This window comes from Pseudomonas sp. GL-B-12, from assembly GCF_019955895.1.
GTDB lineage: Bacteria > Pseudomonadota > Gammaproteobacteria > Pseudomonadales > Pseudomonadaceae > Aquipseudomonas.
In genome coordinates this window covers 22,037-40,840 of record NZ_JAHBCX010000012.1, presented here as the reverse complement: position 1 = coordinate 40,840, position 18,804 = coordinate 22,037, and the positions used below count along the sequence as shown (strand labels likewise).

Genomic DNA, 18,804 nt, shown 5'->3' with positions numbered 1-18,804 from the left:
GGCGTCAGTTCCAGGGGGCGAGCGGCGCCTCATAGGGCGGCACAGAAAAGCCATAGACGGTCGCTGGGAAAATTCGAACCTGGGTGGCAGCCTTTGCACGGACCGAAACGCTGATGTGGTCACCAGGCAGCACATAGGTTCGCGGTAGCAGTGCAGCGCTCCCGGAAGGCAGCAGTTGTACTTCCTGAGCCAGGCGAACGACATAAGGTGTTTCGTTGCGTACGGTCAGTTGACCATCCTGCAGCGACCATTTCAGATCGGTCCATGGTGTGCGGTTGCGCGCCAAGCCAGCGGGGTGAAGGATGATTGGCAGGTTCTGGCGCACCGTCACCCCCACACGGGCACGCCCGGCTTCCAGAGCGGATTTGTCTTGGGGGATGCCTTCAAAAATCACCCGTTTCAAACGCTGGGTGAGCAGGGGTTTTTCTGATTGCAGGATGAAGCGCACCAATTGTGACTTGGAGGCTTCAACGCGTGCCAATGGAGGGGTCACGAACACCAATGGCTCGGTGTCTTCGGGAATGTCTTCGATGGTGATATGTAGCAGCGCCAGGTTGGCGTCGGTATTGGTCACGGATACAGCGGTTTCCCCATTGGCTTCATTGACGATCACCACTGAGGTATCGGGCACCATGCCGTCGGCGTGAGCCTGCGCGGTCAATAGCAGAGCGCATGCACCGATGCCCGTATGGGTCAAGCGGCGCATCTGCTTCAAAAATATTGTCTTGATGTCTCTCATTGAAATTCCCGGATAAAAGACCGTTGGCATGGCTCGCAGTACAGGTAATGCAGGGATTCTGTGAGTAAGCGTGGATTGCGCAGGGTCATTGGCGTCTTGTTCATGTTTTCGATAGTCAGGCGAGAGTGAGCGCAGTTCTGTGCAGGTACGGCCGGACTGCTTGGTAGACCGCAATTTAGCGAGCAGGCGGAGCGGGAGGAATGCAACTAGTACGAAAAGAGAGGGGGGTATGTATGAAAGAGTGTTGCGGACTACGTAACGTTTTCTAACGAGGAATCCTTTGGTAATAGCCCTCCTGAGTAGTCTTCAGCGCGCTGCAATGTAGGAACCATCTATTTTAGCCCATTGAATACATTGAGGATGTGACGTTAGAGGTTTTTTCGGGGCGTTGTGGAGGGGGGAAGAACGGCGCTATTTTTCGCGCCATTGCGCCACAAGCAGGAGGTATCCCACAATGCGAGTCGTAATTGCTGACGACCATTCCGTCGTTCGAGTCGGACTACGCATACTCATCAACGCCAGCCGACGATGCGTGATCGTCGGCGAGGCCGACAGTGCCGACAGCCTGATGCATCTGCTTTCAAGCACGTCCTGCGACCTGCTGATCACTGACTTCTCCATGCCGGGAGGGCAGCAGGCCGATGGCTTGAAAATGTTGAGTACGATTCAACGCCTTTACCCGGCCTTGCCGATCATTCTGGTAACGATGTTTACCAGTGTGGCGACGGCAAGGGCTGCGTTGGCTCAAGGCGTGATGGCCATCGTCGCCAAAACCGCATCGGCGACTGAGCTGCCTCTTGCAATCAATGCGGTGCAGGAAGGGCGCCGTTACCTCAGCGAGTCCCTGCGCACACTGCTGGCCAACGCCCGCAATCAGCTGCACGAATCGCCACTGTCAGCCAAGGAGCACGAAGTGGTCCGAATGCTCGCCAGTGGCATGACCGTCAGCGAAATCGCCATTCATTTCAAACGCAGCGTGTCGACCATCAGTAAACAAAAGAACATGGCCATGCACCGGCTGGGTATTTCCACGGACGTTGATCTTTTTTCCTACGCCCGGGACAACGGAATGTCGTACTGAAATGAAGTGAATAATCATCGCGTTATTTTCGTCATGAATGCCGATAGTGTTCGATGCATTTGCAGATTATCGTGCAGGCAATCTTTCGAAGCCATTATGCAAATCCAGGGGAACCCGCAAATGAGTGAAGCCCATAGCGCCTTGATCACCCGTTTCTACCAGGCTTTCCAGCGCTTGGATGCCGAAGCCATGGCGGCCTGCTACACCGATGATGTGGTGTTCAGTGACCCTGCGTTCGGCGAGCTTCGCGGTCGCGATGCCGGTGACATGTGGCGCATGCTGACCACGCGGGCCAAGGACTTTTCCCTGACCTTCGATCATGTTCGCGCCGACGAGCGAACCGGTGGTGTTCATTGGGTCGCGACCTATCTGTTCAGTCAGACCGGCAACACCGTGGTCAACGATATCCAGGCGCGTTTCATCTTCCGTGATGGCAAGATTTGCGAACATCACGACAGTTTCGATCTATGGACCTGGTCGCGTCAGGCGTTGGGTTTCAAAGGCCTGTTGCTGGGCTGGACGCCGCTGGTGAGAAACGCCGTTCGCGCACAGGCATTGAAGGGCCTGAAGGCATTCCAGGCCAGTCGCTGATAAGATCGCGGCTTGTTTTCCTTCAAGCCCTGATCGTTACGTGACCACCCTCAGCGAAAGCCCTGTCGACGCCGACACCCCCGCGAGCAAAACCTGGTTCGTCTACCTTGTTCGTGCGGCCAACGGTTCGCTCTATTGCGGGATCAGCGATGATCCCGTGCGTCGCTTCGCCAAGCATCAAAGCGGCAAGGGCGCGCGATTCTTTCTTTCCAGCCCTGCCATGGCCCTGGTCTACACCGAACGCTGTCGCGATAAAGGCGATGCTTTACGTCAGGAACGGCTGATCAAAAAACTCAAAAAGAGCGCCAAGGAATGCCTGGTGGCGAGCGCCGTCTCTGGCTTATCACTCTGACTGATCAGTTCCCATCAGGCAGATCTGTAGGCTGCCAGGTGATTGCGCGCTAAGCTGCGGACTCCTGATCCTTGCGGCGGAGCCGAGCATGTCCGAGTTGATTCTGCATCATTACCCGACGTCCCCCTTTGCCGAGAAGGCCCGCCTGCTGCTGGGCTTCAAGGGCTTGTCCTGGCGTTCGGTGAAGATCTCGCCAGTGATGCCGAAACCGGATCTCACGGCGTTGACCGGTGGCTACCGCAAGACTCCGGTGTTGCAGGTCGGTGCCGATATCTATTGCGACACGGCATTGATTGCTCGGCGACTGGAACAGGAAAAAGCCTTGCCTGCGTTCTTCCCGGAAGGTCAGGAAATGATCACCGCGTCGTTTGCAGCCTGGGCCGACTCAGTGGTGTTCCAGCATGCGGTGAGCCTGGTGTTCCAGCCGGAATCGATAGCGGTGCGCTTTGGCAATTTGTCGCCGGAAGCGATCAAGGCGTTTCTGGCCGACCGTGCCGGTTTGTTCAGTGGAGGTAGCGCGACAAAACTGTCCACCGAACAGGCCAAACATCAGTGGCCAACGATCATGTCGCGCCTGGAGTTGCAGTTGCAGCGCGAAGAGGGTGATTTCCTGTTTGGTGAACCGTCGATTGCCGACTTTGCACTGGCCCATTGCCTCTGGTTCCTCAAAGCCACACCGGTCACGGCACCACTGGTGGAGGCTTACCTGGCGGTGGCCGCGTGGCATGCTCGGGTATTGGGCTTCGGTCATGGAGCGTCCAGCGAGATGAGTTCCGAGGAGGCTCTGGCAGTGGCACGCGCGTCCACGCCAGCGGCATTGCCGAATGAGCAGTTCGTTGATCCCAATGGATTCAAGGCGGGGCAACAGGTAGTGATCGCGGCCACGGATTACGGCGTTGATCCGGTGGCGGGGGAGTTGTTGTTTGCCGGCTGCGAAGAGCTGATTGTACGGCGAGAGGACGAGCGTGGCGGTGTGGTGCATGTGCACTTCCCGCGGTTTGGTTTCCGGATCGAAGCCTGCTGAAACCGACATGCACCTGTGGCGAGGGAGCTTGCTCCCGTCGGGTCGCGAAGCGGCCCCTGAAGAGGGACTGCTGCGCAGTCCAGCGGGAGCAAGCTCCCTCGCCACACGGATTGTTTGAACCCGATTAGTTAATTCAACGCCGCCAGAATCGCATCCGGGTCATACCCGCGAATCAGCGTCCCGTTCACATCGATAATTGGAATGCCGCCACCGCCCAGTGCCCGATAGTCCTCGCGCGCGACAGCATCCTTCTCGATATCGAATTCCTTGTACGGTATGCCTTCCTGATCGAGGAAGCGCCGGGTCAGCTTGCAGTAACCACACCATTCGGTGGCGTAGAGCACGACGTTGGCCTTGGCCTGCGTCTGCGCAGGCACCACTTGCGATGGGTTGAACACCCGCTCGATCTTGCCCCAGTTCTGATAGACCACGACCACCAGCAGGATCAGCAGGAATTTCTTCAGTACGCCACCGAGCATCAGTTTCGGCGCTTCAGTTGATCGGTGAGCGAAGTGGGCAGGCCCTTGATGATCAACGTGCCGGCTTCTTCGTCGTACTCGATCTTCGAGCCCAGCAGGTGTGCTTCGAAACTGATCGACAGGCCTTCGGCGCGGCCAGTGAATCGGCGGAACTGGTTCAGGGTGCGTTTGTCGGCCGGGATTTCCGGCGAGAGGCCGTAATCCTTGTTGCGGATGTGATCGTAGAAGGCTTTCGGGCGTTCTTCGTCGATCAGCCCCGACAACTCTTCCAGGCCCATCGGCTCACCGAGCTTGGCCTGGCTGCTGGCGTAATCCACCAGGGTCTTGGTCTTCTCGCGGGCGTCGTCTTCCGGCAGGTCTTCGCTTTCAACGAAATCACTGAAGGCTTTGAGCAGGGTGCGGGTTTCACCCGGACCGTCGACGCCTTCCTGACAGCCAATGAAGTCGCGGAAATACTCCGAAACCTTTTTGCCGTTCTTGCCTTTGATGAACGAAATGTACTGCTTGGATTGTTTGTTGTTCTGCCACTCGGAAACGTTGATCCGCGCGGCCAGGTGCAACTGGCCAAGATCGAGGTGGCGGGACGGGGTCACGTCCAGTTCGTCGGTCACGGCCACGCCTTCACTGTGGTGCAGCAGGGCGATGGCCAGGTAGTCGGTCATGCCTTGCTGATAGTGTGCGAATAGCACGTGGCCGCCAACCGACAGGTTCGATTCTTCCATCAGCTTTTGCAGATGCTCAACCGCCACGCGGCTGAACGCGGTGAAATCCTGGCCGCCATCGAGGTACTCCTTCAGCCAGCCGCTGAACGGGAACGCGCCGGATTCCGGATGGAACAGGCCCCAGGCTTTACCCTGTTTGGCGTTATAGCTTTCGTTGAGGTCGGCGAGCATGTTCTCGATGGCTGCAGACTCAGCCAGTTCAGAGTCACGAGCGTGGAGAACTGCGGGTGTGCCGTCGGGTTTTTTGTCGATCAGGTGGACGATGCAATGACGGATCGGCATGGGCTTCTCGGCTGAATGAAGAGAGGAGGGCGTGCTCCCCCGAAAAAGCGCCCAGTGTACCGCAACCACTGGTTTTGGCGCGGTGCGAAGGGCAATTGGCGGGCGACCGACGGTGCTTATGCAGTTTTTTACGGTTTTAGCGCAATAAAGCTGACCAAATGGGTAGCTAGAGGCGGATATTTCCACGTCTGTGTGCTAGCTTTGCCCGGTCTTGCGCGAAGTCACTGCGTTAAGCGTGCAGTCAGCATTTGTCAGGTCGAACCAAACCCTGATTTCGGTATCTATAACCCCGATCCCGAGGTTATTTGGCCGAGGGTGCCGGATCCAAAAGATCGGGCTCGATGGCTGACATTGCACTCTGCAATCCATATGAATTTGATAGGGAAGGAACACTAAATGGCTCTTACTAAAGACCAACTGATCGCCGACATCGCTGAAGCTATCGACGCGCCGAAAACCACCGCGCGTAACGCTCTGGACCAACTGGGCCAAATCGTTGCCGATCAGCTGGAAAACGGCGGCGAAATCACTCTGCCAGGTATCGGCAAACTGAAAGTGACCGAGCGCCCTGCCCGTACTGGCCGTAACCCTTCGACTGGCGCTGCCATCGAAATCGCTGCCAAGAAAGTGATCAAGCTGGTTGTGGCCAAAGGCCTGACCGACGCTGTTAACAAGTAAGACTTGTTAAGAAAAAACCGTGCACCGGAGCGATCCGGGCACGGTTTTTTTGTGGGCGTCGTAACGATTTACGCAATGTAAATTGTTGAAATAATCCCTTTGTTTGAAAGCAGTTGTTACCCGCGCATCTGACAGGAATAGCCGTTTGCGCTGAGTTGCATTTTTCTCTCTGTATAAAACGAACGTTCCTACAGAACTGATAGTTGAGTGTGCGCCTTGGGTCGGTAGTATCAATAAGGCGTAGCGCTTGGCTTTGCGTAAAAAGCCAAAACCAAATTTCAGTTGTTGGTTACAGGGACGTTTTTATGAAAGTTAAACAGTTGTTGATGTGCGTATCGTTTCTGGTGTCCGGTCAGGCTTTGGCAAATGTTACCGAGTACTGCCCAAGCCCATCTGACATCAAGGAGTTTGCACCAGGTTCCTATAAAGCCCCGACAGCAAGTGGAGAGGGGGAGTGGTACGGTGTTTCGCAAACCGGGCGTGGGCTGGTAGGCGAATTCGAAGTGGCGATATTCGCACCTCGCAAAGAGGCCGAAGCTGGCACTATCGTTGGTGAAATCCTGCGTTGTGGTTACATACTGCAAAATGGAGGTGATCTGGATATGAGGTATAAGCGAGAGGGAACTATGGTAAGTATTGATACCGAGGGGCCATGGTCAGAGTGGCTGACTCGGTATTACTGCGATAGTAAAGAGGCGCGTGCCTGTGAGTTCAAAGAGATTGTTCGTTCAGCAAAACGCTGAAACGAAGATGCATGAACTTTCCTGTTGTTGAAATTATATTGAAAGTTGTCAATCAGTTTGTGTTACAGATCTGAGCGTCACTGTTAACCGCTGAGGCTGGTTAAAAAGCCGTGTCCAGGAGTCATCCGGGCACGGCTTTTTTGTGCGTTTGACTTTTTACTCAGCTGTAGCCTTCGACCATCGTGCCTGGCGCCAGGCCTGTTGCTGCGCTTTGGTCTGGAAGGTCCAGGCGACGAAGCGGCTCTGCTTCTGCCCTTGGGACATTTCCACTACCTGACTTTCCAGGGCGCCGGCCCTTTTCAGGGCGGTTTGGATCGCCGGCAGGTTCGATGCCTTTGACACCAATGTACTGAACCACAGCACCTGCTGAGCTACCTGCACGCTTTCGCTGACCAATTGGGTCACGAAGCGTACTTCACCGCCTTCGCACCATAACTCGGCCGACTGGCCGCCAAAGTTCAAAACCGGCAACTTGCGTTTCGGATCTGCTTTGCCCAGGGCGCGCCATTTGCGCGTGCTGCCCCGCGTGGCCTCGTCCAGCGAGGCGTGGAACGGCGGGTTGCACATGGTCAGGTCGAACCGCTCTGCGCTCTCCAGCAGGCCTGTGAGGATCTGCTTGGGGTTGCTCTGCTGGCGTACCTGGATCGCTTTGTTCAGGCCATTGGATTGAACGATGGCCTTCGCTGCGGCGATGGCGGTTGCATCGATATCGGAACCGAGGAACTGCCAGCGATAGTCGCTGTAACCGATCAGCGGATACACGCAGTTGGCGCCCATGCCGATGTCCAGCACCTTCACGGCGGCGCCACGGGGGATCACGCCGTCATTGCCACTGGCCAGCAGGTCGGCGAGAAAGTGCACGTAATCGGCACGGCCTGGCACCGGTGGGCACAGGTAGTCGGCCGGAATGTCCCAGTGAGCGATGCCATAGAACGACTTGAGCAGCGCCCGGTTGAACACCCGCACGGCTTCCGGGCTGGCGAAGTCGATGCTTTCCTTGCCGTACGGATTGATGATCACGAACTTCTTCAGTTCCGGCGCGCTTTTGATCAGCGTCGGAAAGTCGTAGCGACCCTGATGGCGATTGCGCGGGTGCAGGTTGGCCTTTTCGCGGGGCTCCACGGCTTTGGCCGGAGTCGCGGGTGAAGGCTTTTTACGCGCAGGTTTCGGTGGACGAGGGGCGGTCATGGCGGCGGTCGATTCGGGTATGGCTAAAAGTGGCGGGCATTGTCCCACATCTGAGAGCCACACTAATCAAATGTGGGAGCGGGCTTGCTCGCGAAAGCGGACTTTCAGTCAATATTTATATCGAATGTTATGGCCTCTTCGCGAGCAAGTCGGATCGCCGCACCGCCGCTCCCACAGGGGATCTTCATTGGATGTAAGAAAGTGACAGGCATAAAAAAGGGAGGCCACTTGGGCCTCCCTTCTTCATTGCGATCTGCCGTTACAGGCTGGCAATCCGCGCATGCTGCTCGGCCAGCTTGCCCAGGGCCTGTTCGGCCTCGGCCAGTTTGGCGCGTTCTTTCTCGATGACTTCGGCTGGCGCCTTGTCAACGAAGCCGGCGTTGGACAGCTTGCCGCCGACGCGTTGCACTTCACCTTGCAGACGCTGGATTTCCTTGTCCAGACGCGCCAGTTCCGCACCTTTGTCGATCAAGCCGGCCATGGGCACCAGCACTTCCATCTCGCCGACCAGTGCGGTGGCGGACAGCGGTGCTTCTTCGCCAGCCGCCAGAACAGTGATCGATTCGAGGCGCGCCAGCTTCTTCAGCAGGGCTTCGTTCTCGGTCAGGCGACGCTGATCCTCGGCGCTGACGTTCTTCAGGAACAGCGGCAGCGGTTTGCCCGGGCCGATGTTCATTTCGCCACGGATGTTACGAGTGCCGAGCATCAGGCCCTTGAGCCATTCGATGTCATCTTCGGCGGCCTGATCGATGCGTGTTTCGTTGGCCACTGGCCAAGGTTGCAGCATGATCGTCTTGCCTTCGATGCCGGCCAGCGGCGCGATGCGCTGCCAGATTTCTTCGGTGATGAACGGCATGAACGGATGCGCCAGGCGCAACGCCACTTCCAGTACGCGCACCAGGGTGCGACGGGTACCGCGCTGGCGTTCGATCGGTGCGTTTTCGTCCCACAGCACTGGCTTGGACAGTTCCAGGTACCAGTCGCAATACTGGTTCCAGATGAACTCGTACAGGGCTTGTGCGGCCAGGTCGAAACGGAACTGGTCGAGCTGGCGGGTCACTTCGGCTTCGGTGCGTTGCAGCTGGGAGATGATCCAGCGGTCAGCCAGGGACAGCTCAAAGGCTTCGCCGTTCTGGCCGCAGTCTTCGCCCTTGTCCAGCACGTAGCGCGCCGCGTTCCAGATCTTGTTGCAGAAGTTGCGATAGCCTTCGACGCGGCCCATGTCGAACTTGATGTCGCGACCGGTGGACGCCAGCGAGCAGAAGGTGAAGCGCAGGGCGTCGGTGCCGTAGCTGGCGATGCCTTCGGCGAACTCGTCGCGGGTCTGCTTCTCGATCTTCTTCGCCAGTTTCGGCTGCATCATGCCGGAGGTGCGTTTCTGCACCAGGGCTTCGAGCTCGATGCCGTCGATGATGTCCAGCGGGTCCAGGACGTTGCCCTTGGACTTGGACATCTTCTGGCCCTGGCCATCACGTACCAGACCGTGAACGTACACGGTCTTGAACGGAACCTGCGGCGTGCCGTCTTCGTTTTTCACCAAATGCATGGTGAGCATGATCATCCGGGCAACCCAGAAGAAAATGATGTCGAAACCGGTCACCAGGACGTCGGTGGAGTGGAATTTCTTCAGGAATTCGGTTTTTTCCGGCCAGCCGAGGGTGGAGAACGTCCACAGGCCCGAGCTGAACCAGGTGTCGAGAACGTCGTTGTCCTGTTGCAGCGCAACGTCAGGGCCGAGGTTGTGCTTGGCGCGCACTTCGGCTTCGTCGCGACCGACGTAGACCTTGCCCGACTCGTCGTACCAGGCCGGAATCCGGTGGCCCCACCACAGCTGACGGCTGATGCACCAGTCCTGGATGTCGCGCATCCACGAGAAGTACATGTTTTCGTACTGTTTCGGCACGAACTGGATACGGCCGTCTTCAACGGCGGCAATCGCAGGCTCGGCCAATGGCTTGGTGGACACGTACCACTGGTCGGTCAGCCAAGGCTCGATGACGGTGCCGGAGCGGTCGCCTTTCGGCACTTTCAGGGCGTGATCGTCAACGCTGACCAACAGGCCGGCAGCGTCGAACGCGGCTACGATCTGCTTGCGCGCTTCGAAGCGGTCGAGACCGGCGTATTCGGCCGGGATCTTGCCGTCGATGGTTTCGTTCAGCGTGCCGTCGAGGTTGAACACCTGGCAAGCCGGCAGGACCGCTGCGTTCTTGTCGAAGATGTTCAGCAGTGGCAGGTTGTGACGCTTGCCGACTTCATAGTCGTTGAAGTCGTGGGCCGGGGTGATTTTCACGCAGCCGGTGCCGAATTCTGGGTCGCAGTAATCGTCGGCGATGATCGGGATGCGGCGGCCAACCAGTGGCAGCTCGACAAATTTTCCGATCAGGGCTTTGTAGCGTTCATCGTTCGGGTTCACCGCGACGGCGGAGTCGCCGAGCATGGTTTCCGGGCGAGTGGTCGCGACGATCAGGAAATCGTTGCCTTCAGCGGTCTTGGCGCCGTCGGCCAGCGGGTATTTCAGGTTCCACAGGAAACCTTTCTCGTCGTGGTTCTCCACTTCGAGATCGGAAATCGCCGTGTGCAGCTTGGTGTCCCAGTTGACCAGGCGCTTGCCGCGGTAGATCAGACCGTCTTCGTGCAGGCGGACGAAAGCCTCTTTAACGGCTTCCGAGAGACCGTCGTCCATGGTGAAGCGCTCGCGGCTCCAATCTACGGACGAACCGAGGCGACGGATCTGACGGCTGATGTTGCCACCGGACTCATCCTTCCACTCCCAGACTTTCTCGAGGAATTTCTCACGGCCCAGGTCATGGCGGCTCTGGCCCTTGGCTTCGAGCTGACGCTCTACCAGCATCTGCGTAGCGATACCAGCGTGGTCGGTACCCGGCTGCCACAGGGTGTTGCGACCCTGCATGCGGCGGAAACGGATCAGGGCGTCCATGATCGCGTTGTTGAAGCCGTGACCCATGTGCAGGCTGCCGGTGACGTTCGGCGGCGGGATCATGATGGTGTAGGACTCGCCCGCGCCTTGCGGGGCGAAGTAATTCTCTGACTCCCAGGTGTTGTACCAGGAAGTTTCAATGGCGTGCGGCTGGTAGGTCTTATCCATGCGCGGCGGGACCCTATTGGCATTTATTCAGGAAAAGCCGGGAAGTATAGCGGGGATGAGCCGAAGCGCGTAGAGCGAGGTGACAATGGGTGGGGGAAAAGTTGTGGGGGATCGGGATCTATTGAGTCAGTGAAGACCCCATCGTCGGAACGCCGCCCGGAGCCGGCTCGCTCCCACAGGGATATGTGTCGTACCAGCATTTTGTGAACGACACTCAACCTGTGGGAGCGAGCCTGCTCGCGATGACAATCTGTCAGACAACCTGATTCAGGTCGTTATGCCGCGTTTCCTTCAGGCACAGCACCGCAATCAAACTCAGCACCGCCGCCCCGGACACATAACCGCCGACGTAACTCAACCCGCCCATCGCCACCAGTTTCTGGGCGAAGAACGGCGCCGCGGAAGCGCCGACGATACCGCCCAGGTTGTAGGCAGCCGAGGCGCCGGTGTAGCGCACGTGGGTGGGGAACAGCTCCGGCAGCAGCGCACCCATCGGCGCAAATGTCACGCCCATCAGAAACAGTTCGATGCACAGGAACAGCGCCACACCCCAGGTCGAGCCTTGGGTCAGCAGGGGCTCCATGAGGAAGCCGGACAGGATCGCCAGCACACCGCCGATGATCAGCACCGGTTTGCGCCCGTAACGGTCGCTGGCCCAAGCCGACAGCGGGGTGGCGGCAGCCATGAACAGCACCGCGAAGCACAGCAGGCCGAGGAAGGTTTCGCGGCTGTAGCCGAGCGTTGCCACGCCGTAACTCAGGGAGAACACGGTGGAGATGTAAAACAGCGCGTAGCACACGACCATTGCGCCAGCTCCCAGCAATACGGGCGCCCAGTATTGGCCGAACAGCTCGAACAGCGGGATCTTCACTCGTTCCTGACGCGCTATGGCGTTGGCGAACACCGGGGTCTCATGCAGCTTGAGGCGCACGTACAGGCCGACCATCACCAGTGCGGCGCTGAGCAGGAACGGAATACGCCAGCCCCATGAACGGAACTGTTCATCATCCAGCACCACGGCCAGGGTCAGGAACAGGCCGTTGGCCGCCAGAAAGCCAATGGATGGACCCAATTGCGGGAACATGCCGAACCACGCGCGCTTGCCTTTCGGCGCATTCTCCGTGGCCAGCAATGCCGCGCCACCCCATTCACCGCCCAACCCAAGGCCTTGGCCGAAGCGCAGGACGCAAAGCAGGATCGGTGCCCAGGCGCCAATGCTGTCGTATCCCGGCAGCACGCCGATCAGCGTAGTGCACACGCCCATCAGCAGCAGCGAGGCGACCAGGGTCGACTTGCGGCCGATACGGTCGCCGAAGTGACCGAAAAGGGCCGAGCCCAAGGGGCGTGCAAGGAAGGCGATGCCGAACGTGAGAAACGCCGATAGCATCTGGGCGGTGCCGGATGTCTGCGGAAAGAACACCGGGCCGATTACCAGTGCGGCGGCGGTGGCATAGACGTAGAAGTCGTAGAACTCGATGGCGGTACCGATGAAGCTTGCGGTGGCCACGCGGGTGGCGGAGTTCGTCGGTTGCGCGGGTGTGGAGTCGCTGTAAGTCGTGCTGGTCGTCATGCGGTTATCCCTGACAGTCATGTGCTCCAGTGGAGCTAATTATTATGGTCGAGAACCCAGGGATGTGGGTGGAGGCACGGTCGCTGTTCAAGGTAGGAACAGTCGTCGGTTTGCTGCGGGCATTGCTGATGGTCGGGCCGGAAGCTGCGAAGTGCGGGGTAAGCACGGGGCCGGCGAGGCTTGGGTAAGCGCTTCGATTATAGGAAGGTGGCTAACGATCGAACAAGAGGGGGGAGCACTGGATTATTGTGGCGAGGGAGCTTGCTCCCGCTGGGCTGCGAAGCAGGCCTAATGGACAGACACCTCTATTATTCTGGTCCGGCTTGATGGCGGCCGCTGCGCGCCCGAGCGGGAGCAAGCTCCCTCGCCACAGAAAACTGCGCTGACCTTTAGATAACAACAGGCATCGAGCTGGTCTGCCAGATCAGAACCCGCGTGACACGGTTGTCCTCGGTCTCGAGAATCTCCAGGCGATACCGACCGATCTTCAGGCACACCGCGCTTTCGGGAATGGTTTCCAGTGCCTCGGTGACCAGACCGTTCAGGGTTTTCGGGCCATCGCTGGGCAGGTGCCAGCCGAGGCTCTTGTTCAGCTCACGAATGGACGCGGCACCGTCGATCACCAGGCGTCCGTCGGCTTGTGGATGAATGTGCGGATTGTCCAGGCTGTGCTGGCTTTCGAACTCGCCGACGATTTCTTCGAGAATGTCTTCCAGGGTGACGATGCCCAGCACTTCGCCGTATTCGTCGACCACCATGCCCAGGCGCCGCTGCTGCTTGTGGAAGTTGAGCAGTTGCAGCTGCAACGGGGTACTTTCCGGCACGAAGTACGGCTCGTGACTGGCCGCCAGCAACGCTTCCCTGGTCAGGCTCGCATCGGGCAGCAAGTGAAGGATGTGTCGGGTGTTGAGGACGGCTTCGACCTGGTTGATATCACTGTGGAACACCGGCAGGCGCGTGCGCTTGTTGTGGCGCAATTGTTCGATGATTTCTTCGATGGGGTCATCGAGATTGATGCCGTCCACGTCGCTGCGCGGTACCAGGATGTCATTGACGGTAATGTTGTCCAGCGCGTGGATGCCTGGCAGCGGGTGAGGGCGGCTTACGGTTTCGGAGGGCGCATGCCGCTCCGTCAGCATTTCGTCCTCACTTTGTTGCACCACTTTGGTTTTACGGGCGAATGGTCGCGTCAGCAACTGACTGATGCTATTGAGCAACCATGCCGCGGGGTAGATGATTTTCAGCGGCACCCGCAGCAGATTGTTGCCCTGGGCCAGGATCGCATCCGGATAGCGTGCGGCGAGGGCGCGTGGCAAGTAGTCGGAAAACACCAGCAAAATGGCGCCCGCCCCGAGGCAGGCGACCCACGGGCCGTTCTCGGCCCAGGTGAATATGGCCAGCAAGGTGCTGATGACCACCACGAGTGCACGGCAGAGGGTATTGCAAAAAATCAGGCTGGCCAGGGGGAAACTGAGTTTCGCCACCGGTTTGTCGCTGGAACGCGTTGCGGTGCGCTGGGCCAGCAAATGCTGATGCGCCGCTTCGATGGCGGTAAACAGCCCCGACCATAAAACCAGCAGGGTCACTACCGCGAGCATCGGCCCTATGGGCAAGTCGTCCATTAATGCCGCCCGTCAGATATGCAGGATGTATTCACGAACCAGTTTGCTGCCGAAATACGCCAGCATCAGCAGGCAAAAACCGGCCAGGGTCCAGCGAATGGCTTTGTGCCCGCGCCAGCCGAGGCGATTGCGTCCCCACAGCAGCACGCTGAAAACGATCCAGGCCAGGCAGGCCAGCAGGGTTTTGTGCACCAGGTGCTGGGCGAACAGGTTCTCGACGAACAGCCAGCCGGAAATCAGCGACAGCGACAGCAGCGTCCAGCCGGCCCAGAGGAAACCGAACAGCAGGCTTTCCATGGTTTGCAGCGGCGGGAAATTCTTGATCAGCCCGGAGGGGTGCTTGTGCTTGAGCTGGTGGTCTTGAACCAGCAGCAGCAAGGACTGGAACACCGCGATGGTGAACATGCCGTAGGCCAGAATCGAAAGCAGGATGTGGGCGAGGATGCCCGGCTCCTCATCGATGACCTGTACCGTGCCGGCGGGGGCAAAATGCGCCAGCAACACGGTCAAGGCCCCAAGCGGGAGCAGCAGGACCAGCAGGTTCTCTACCGGAATCCGCGAGCAGGCCAGCAGGGTCAGTGCGATGACCGCCACGGCAATCAGGCTGGCGGCGCTGAAGAAGTCCAGGGCCAAGCCGCCCGGGGTCAGCAGGTGGGTGAGCAGGCTGGCGCTGTGGGCCAATACGGCGAGCACGCCGAGCATGACCAGCAGGCGTTTGTTGGCCTTGGCGCCGGACGCCAGGCGAGTGCCCTGATAAATGGTCGCAGCGGCATACAAGCAGGCGGCGGCGAGGGTAGTAAGCAAGCTGGGTGACAAGGGGAGCATAAATCCTGTTAGGCAAGCCCGAAAGTCGCTGAGTTTGGCATAGAACCCCTGCCACACGAAAGACCGCGCAACCCGACAGCGAGGTGTCCGCCGGCCACAGTCTTCGCTATAATCCGCGACCTGCCCACGCCGCAGGCTCGCCGAGCACACGTTTAGTCCGGTCCGGGCCGCCATTATCCCGGTCTACACAGGGCCTGAAAGGATCGCGCAATGTTTGAAAACTTAACCGACCGTCTCTCGCAGACGCTGCGCCATGTCACCGGCAAGGCCAAGCTGACTGAAGACAACATCAAAGACACCCTGCGTGAAGTGCGCATGGCGTTGCTCGAAGCCGACGTCGCCCTGCCGGTGGTCAAGGACTTCGTCAATTCGGTCAAGGAACGCGCCGTAGGCACCGAGGTGTCGCGCAGCCTGACGCCGGGCCAGGCCTTCGTGAAGATCGTCCAGGCCGAACTCGAAAGCCTGATGGGCGCGGCCAACGAAGATTTGAACCTGAGCGCCGTGCCGCCAGCGGTCATCCTGATGGCCGGTTTGCAGGGCGCTGGTAAAACCACCACCGCCGGCAAGCTCGCGCGCTTCCTTAAAGAGCGCAAGAAGAAGTCGGTCATGGTCGTATCCGCCGACGTTTATCGTCCTGCGGCGATCAAGCAGCTGGAAATGCTCGCCGGTGAAGTCGGCGTTACCTTCTTCCCGTCCGACCTGAGTCAGAAGCCGGTCGAGATCGCGCAAGCGGCTATTAAGGAAGCGAAACTCAAATTTATCGACGTGGTCATCGTCGATACCGCCGGTCGCCTGCACATCGATGAAGAGATGATGGGCGAGATCAAGGCGCTGCACGCCGCGATCAATCCGGTCGAAACCCTGTTCGTGGTCGACGCCATGACCGGTCAGGACGCCGCCAACACGGCCAAGGCCTTCGGTGATGCATTGCCGCTGACCGGTGTGATCCTGACCAAGGTCGACGGCGATGCCCGTGGCGGTGCTGCGCTGTCGGTGCGCGCCATCACCGGCAAACCGATCAAGTTCATCGGCATGGGCGAGAAGAGCGAAGCGCTCGATCCGTTCCACCCTGAGCGTATCGCCTCGCGCATCCTCGGCATGGGCGACGTGCTCAGCCTGATCGAGCAGGCGGAAGCGACCCTCGACAAGGACAAGGCCGACAAACTGGCCAAGAAGCTGAAGAAGGGCAAGGGCTTCGACCTCGAAGACTTCCGCGATCAGCTGCAACAGATGAAGAACATGGGCGGCCTCGGCGGGCTCATGGACAAGCTGCCGAACATGGGTGGCGTGAACCTGGCGCAAATGGGCAACGCCCAGGGCGCGGCAGAAAAGCAATTCAAGCAGATGGAAGCCATCATCAACTCCATGACCCCGGCCGAGCGCCGCGACCCTGAGATGATCAGCGGTTCGCGCAAACGCCGGATCGCCATGGGTTCCGGCACCCAGGTGCAGGACATCGGCCGCTTGATCAAGCAGCACAAGCAGATGCAGAAGATGATGAAGAAATTCTCCGCGAAAGGCGGAATGGCCAAGATGATGCGCGGCATGGGCGGTATGTTGCCCGGCGGCGGCATGCCAAAGATGTAAAGAATCCGCGCCGGCCATCAGGTCGGCGCAGCCCCACACGGAAGTGGGATATACAGCAAACCCGCACTTGGCGGGAGCTGACCGGCCGTTTTCAACGACGGCTCTATAGCAAATCTGCATGGCGGCCGATAGACCGCCGGAAAAAGTCATTTGCAAAAGTCCGGATATTCCTTAGAATATGCGGCCTTTCGGGCACCCATGCCCGCTGTGCCTTTAGATTTGCAGCACCGACTACAGGAACGATGTTCACATGCTAACAATCCGTCTTGCCCTTGGCGGCTCCAAAAAGCGCCCGTTTTACCACTTGACCGTAACCGACAGCCGCAACCCGCGCGACGGTTCGCACAAGGAACAGGTTGGCTACTTCAACCCTGTTGCCCGTGGTCAGGAAGTTCGTCTGTCCGTGAACCAAGAGCGCGTAGCCTACTGGCTGAGCGTTGGTGCACAACCTTCTGAGCGCGTTGCTCAGTTGTTGAAGGAATCTGCTAAGGCTGCGGCCTGAGCAATATGAACGCGACGCCTGCCATTGCTGATGATTTGATCGTTATCGGCAAGATTTATTCTGTTCACGGCGTTCGCGGCGAAGTGAAGGTGTACTCCTTTACTGATCCGATTAAAAACCTGCTGGACTACAAAACCTGGACGCTCAAGCGTGACGGTAATGTAAAGCAGGTAGAGCTGGTCAGCGGACGCGGGAACGACAAGTTCCTGGTCGCAAAGCTCAAGGATCTCGATGATCGCGAAGAAGCTCGTCTTCTGGCCGGTTATGAGATCTGCGTGCCGCGCAACCTGTTCCCTGAACTCACCGACGGCGAGTACTACTGGTACCAGCTGGAAGGTCTCAAGGTCATCGACACCCTCGGACAACTGTTCGGGAAAATCGATCACCTGCTGGAGACCGGCTCGAACGATGTCATGGTGGTCAAGCCTTGCGCTGGCAGCCTGGATGATCGCGAACGCCTGTTGCCCTATACGGAGCAATGCGTGTTGGCCGTCGACCTGGCAGCGGGCGAGATGAAGGTGGATTGGGACGCGGATTTCTAAGCGTGGCTAACTTGCGCGTAGAAGTGATCAGTCTGTTTCCCGAGATGTTTTCCGCCATCAGCGAGTACGGCATCACCAGTCGGGCGGTGAAACAGGGGCTCTTGCAGCTCACCTGTTGGAATCCGCGAGACTACACGACGGATCGACATCACACTGTGGACGATCGCCCGTTTGGCGGTGGTCCGGGCATGGTGATGAAGATCAAGCCCCTGGAAGATGCTCTGGTTCAGGCCAAGGCAGCAGCCGGGGAGGCGGCGAAGGTAATTTACCTGTCCCCCCAAGGCCGTCAACTGACTCAGTCGGCGGTACGCGAGTTGGCGAATCTGGATGCATTGATCCTGATTGCCGGCCGCTATGAAGGCATTGACGAGCGTTTTATTGATGCTCATGTCGATGAAGAGTGGTCGATTGGCGACTATGTACTGTCTGGCGGCGAGCTGCCGGCGATGGTCCTGATCGATGCGGTTACACGACTGCTGCCTGGAGCTTTAGGGCATGCGGACTCCGCCGAGGAAGATTCCTTTACGGATGGTTTGCTGGATTGCCCGCACTACACCCGACCGGAGGTGTATGCGGATCAGCGTGTTCCCGACGTATTGCTAAGTGGCAATCACGCGCACATCCGGCGTTGGCGTTTACAGCAGTCCCTTGGTCGGACCTTTGAACGACGCGCTGATCTTCTGGAAAGCCGCTCGCTTTCTGGAGAAGAGAAGAAGCTGCTCGAGGAATACATCCGCGAGCGGGACGATAGTTAACAACGTATCGATGGTAGATCCGACGATTTACCTTAGGAGCACAGCATGACTAACAAAATCATCCTTGCACTCGAAGCAGAGCAGATGACCAAAGAGATCCCTACCTTTGCCCCGGGCGACACCATTGTCGTTCAGGTGAAAGTGAAGGAAGGCGACCGTTCGCGTCTGCAAGCGTTCGAAGGTGTTGTTATCGCCAAGCGTAACCGCGGCGTAAACAGTGCATTCACCGTTCGTAAAATCTCCAACGGTGTTGGCGTAGAGCGTACTTTCCAGACCTACTCCCCGCAAATCGACAGCATGGCTGTCAAGCGTCGCGGTGACGTACGTAAAGCCAAGCTGTACTACCTGCGTGACCTGTCGGGTAAAGCAGCTCGCATCAAGGAAAAACTGGCTTAAGTCCAGCTTCCGATGCAAAA

Annotated in this window: 19 protein-coding genes; 11 read left to right on the top strand and 8 right to left on the bottom strand. The window is 58.5% G+C overall.

Annotation, left to right across the window (positions count from 1 at the left end):
- Nucleotides 1-4 precede the first annotated feature (4 nt).
- On the bottom strand, nucleotides 5-739 hold the full coding sequence (locus tag KGA85_RS08430; protein WP_223459813.1) for a fimbria/pilus chaperone family protein: 735 nt from the start codon (nucleotides 737-739) through the stop codon (nucleotides 5-7).
- Nucleotides 740-1,193: 454 nt separating this feature from the next.
- Here KGA85_RS08430 and KGA85_RS08425 point away from each other — a divergent pair, with 454 nt between their 5' ends.
- From KGA85_RS08425 to KGA85_RS08410, 4 genes are all read left to right on the top strand, one after another.
- Nucleotides 1,194-1,820, top strand: coding sequence for a response regulator transcription factor (locus KGA85_RS08425; RefSeq protein WP_223459729.1), 627 nt, complete (start codon nucleotides 1,194-1,196; stop codon nucleotides 1,818-1,820).
- 120 nt (nucleotides 1,821-1,940) lie between these two features.
- On the top strand, nucleotides 1,941-2,411 hold the full coding sequence (locus KGA85_RS08420; RefSeq protein WP_223459727.1) for a nuclear transport factor 2 family protein: 471 nt from the start codon (nucleotides 1,941-1,943) through the stop codon (nucleotides 2,409-2,411).
- 40 nt (nucleotides 2,412-2,451) lie between these two features.
- On the top strand, nucleotides 2,452-2,763 hold the full coding sequence (locus KGA85_RS08415; protein ID WP_223459725.1) for a GIY-YIG nuclease family protein: 312 nt from the start codon (nucleotides 2,452-2,454) through the stop codon (nucleotides 2,761-2,763).
- A gap of 88 nt (nucleotides 2,764-2,851) precedes the next feature.
- Entirely contained in the window at nucleotides 2,852-3,787 is a 936-nt protein-coding gene (locus KGA85_RS08410; protein WP_223532212.1) for a glutathione S-transferase family protein, read from the top strand.
- 128 nt (nucleotides 3,788-3,915) lie between these two features.
- On the opposite strand, the gene KGA85_RS08405 is transcribed toward KGA85_RS08410, so the two are convergent.
- A complete protein-coding gene (locus tag KGA85_RS08405) occupies nucleotides 3,916-4,266 on the bottom strand; it encodes a glutaredoxin family protein (protein WP_223459721.1) in 351 nt (116 codons plus the stop codon).
- The gene (gene yejK / locus KGA85_RS08400; protein ID WP_057396732.1) at nucleotides 4,266-5,270 is read right to left on the bottom strand and encodes a nucleoid-associated protein YejK; all 1,005 of its coding nucleotides are present in this window, start codon (nucleotides 5,268-5,270) and stop codon (nucleotides 4,266-4,268) included. The genes KGA85_RS08405 and yejK overlap by 1 nt, the downstream gene beginning before the upstream one ends.
- 396 nt (nucleotides 5,271-5,666) lie before the next feature.
- Between yejK and KGA85_RS08395 the strand changes: the two genes are divergently transcribed.
- Both KGA85_RS08395 and KGA85_RS08390 read left to right on the top strand, forming a co-directional pair.
- On the top strand, nucleotides 5,667-5,948 hold the full coding sequence (locus KGA85_RS08395; RefSeq protein WP_007905514.1) for an HU family DNA-binding protein: 282 nt from the start codon (nucleotides 5,667-5,669) through the stop codon (nucleotides 5,946-5,948).
- Nucleotides 5,949-6,253: 305 nt separating this feature from the next.
- A complete protein-coding gene (locus KGA85_RS08390) occupies nucleotides 6,254-6,691 on the top strand; it encodes a DUF3757 domain-containing protein (RefSeq protein WP_223459720.1) in 438 nt (145 codons plus the stop codon).
- A 156-nt stretch (nucleotides 6,692-6,847) separates the two neighbouring features.
- Here the strand turns inward: KGA85_RS08390 and rlmF are convergent, their stop codons facing one another.
- The 5 genes from rlmF to KGA85_RS08365 form a co-directional block, all read right to left on the bottom strand.
- Entirely contained in the window at nucleotides 6,848-7,879 is a 1,032-nt protein-coding gene (gene rlmF / locus KGA85_RS08385) for a 23S rRNA (adenine(1618)-N(6))-methyltransferase RlmF (protein WP_223534389.1), read from the bottom strand.
- Nucleotides 7,880-8,138: 259 nt separating this feature from the next.
- Nucleotides 8,139-10,985, bottom strand: coding sequence for a valine--tRNA ligase (locus KGA85_RS08380; RefSeq protein ID WP_223543054.1), 2,847 nt, complete (start codon nucleotides 10,983-10,985; stop codon nucleotides 8,139-8,141).
- 253 nt (nucleotides 10,986-11,238) lie between these two features.
- Complete coding sequence (locus KGA85_RS08375) at nucleotides 11,239-12,555, bottom strand: MFS transporter (protein WP_223532206.1); 1,317 nt, start codon at nucleotides 12,553-12,555, stop codon at nucleotides 11,239-11,241.
- Between the two features lie 389 nt (nucleotides 12,556-12,944).
- On the bottom strand, nucleotides 12,945-14,177 hold the full coding sequence (locus KGA85_RS08370; protein WP_223543053.1) for a transporter associated domain-containing protein: 1,233 nt from the start codon (nucleotides 14,175-14,177) through the stop codon (nucleotides 12,945-12,947).
- 12 nt (nucleotides 14,178-14,189) lie between these two features.
- On the bottom strand, nucleotides 14,190-15,002 hold the full coding sequence (locus KGA85_RS08365) for an inner membrane protein YpjD (RefSeq protein ID WP_223459712.1): 813 nt from the start codon (nucleotides 15,000-15,002) through the stop codon (nucleotides 14,190-14,192).
- Nucleotides 15,003-15,212: 210 nt separating this feature from the next.
- Here KGA85_RS08365 and ffh point away from each other — a divergent pair, with 210 nt between their 5' ends.
- From ffh to rplS, 5 genes are all read left to right on the top strand, one after another.
- Nucleotides 15,213-16,589 carry a signal recognition particle protein gene (gene ffh, locus KGA85_RS08360; protein WP_056726162.1) on the top strand — a complete coding sequence of 459 codons (1,377 nt, stop codon included), beginning with the start codon at nucleotides 15,213-15,215 and terminating at the stop codon, nucleotides 16,587-16,589.
- 250 nt (nucleotides 16,590-16,839) lie between these two features.
- Complete coding sequence (gene rpsP / locus KGA85_RS08355) at nucleotides 16,840-17,091, top strand: 30S ribosomal protein S16 (RefSeq protein ID WP_007972721.1); 252 nt, start codon at nucleotides 16,840-16,842, stop codon at nucleotides 17,089-17,091.
- A 5-nt stretch (nucleotides 17,092-17,096) separates the two neighbouring features.
- Complete coding sequence (gene rimM, locus KGA85_RS08350; RefSeq protein ID WP_223459710.1) at nucleotides 17,097-17,633, top strand: ribosome maturation factor RimM; 537 nt, start codon at nucleotides 17,097-17,099, stop codon at nucleotides 17,631-17,633.
- A 2-nt stretch (nucleotides 17,634-17,635) separates the two neighbouring features.
- Nucleotides 17,636-18,388: a tRNA (guanosine(37)-N1)-methyltransferase TrmD gene (trmD, locus tag KGA85_RS08345; RefSeq protein ID WP_007897583.1), complete on the top strand. Its 753-nt coding sequence runs from the start codon at nucleotides 17,636-17,638 to the stop codon at nucleotides 18,386-18,388.
- A gap of 45 nt (nucleotides 18,389-18,433) precedes the next feature.
- Nucleotides 18,434-18,784: a 50S ribosomal protein L19 gene (gene rplS / locus KGA85_RS08340; RefSeq protein WP_003175895.1), complete on the top strand. Its 351-nt coding sequence runs from the start codon at nucleotides 18,434-18,436 to the stop codon at nucleotides 18,782-18,784.
- The last annotated feature ends 20 nt before the right edge of the window (nucleotides 18,785-18,804 follow it).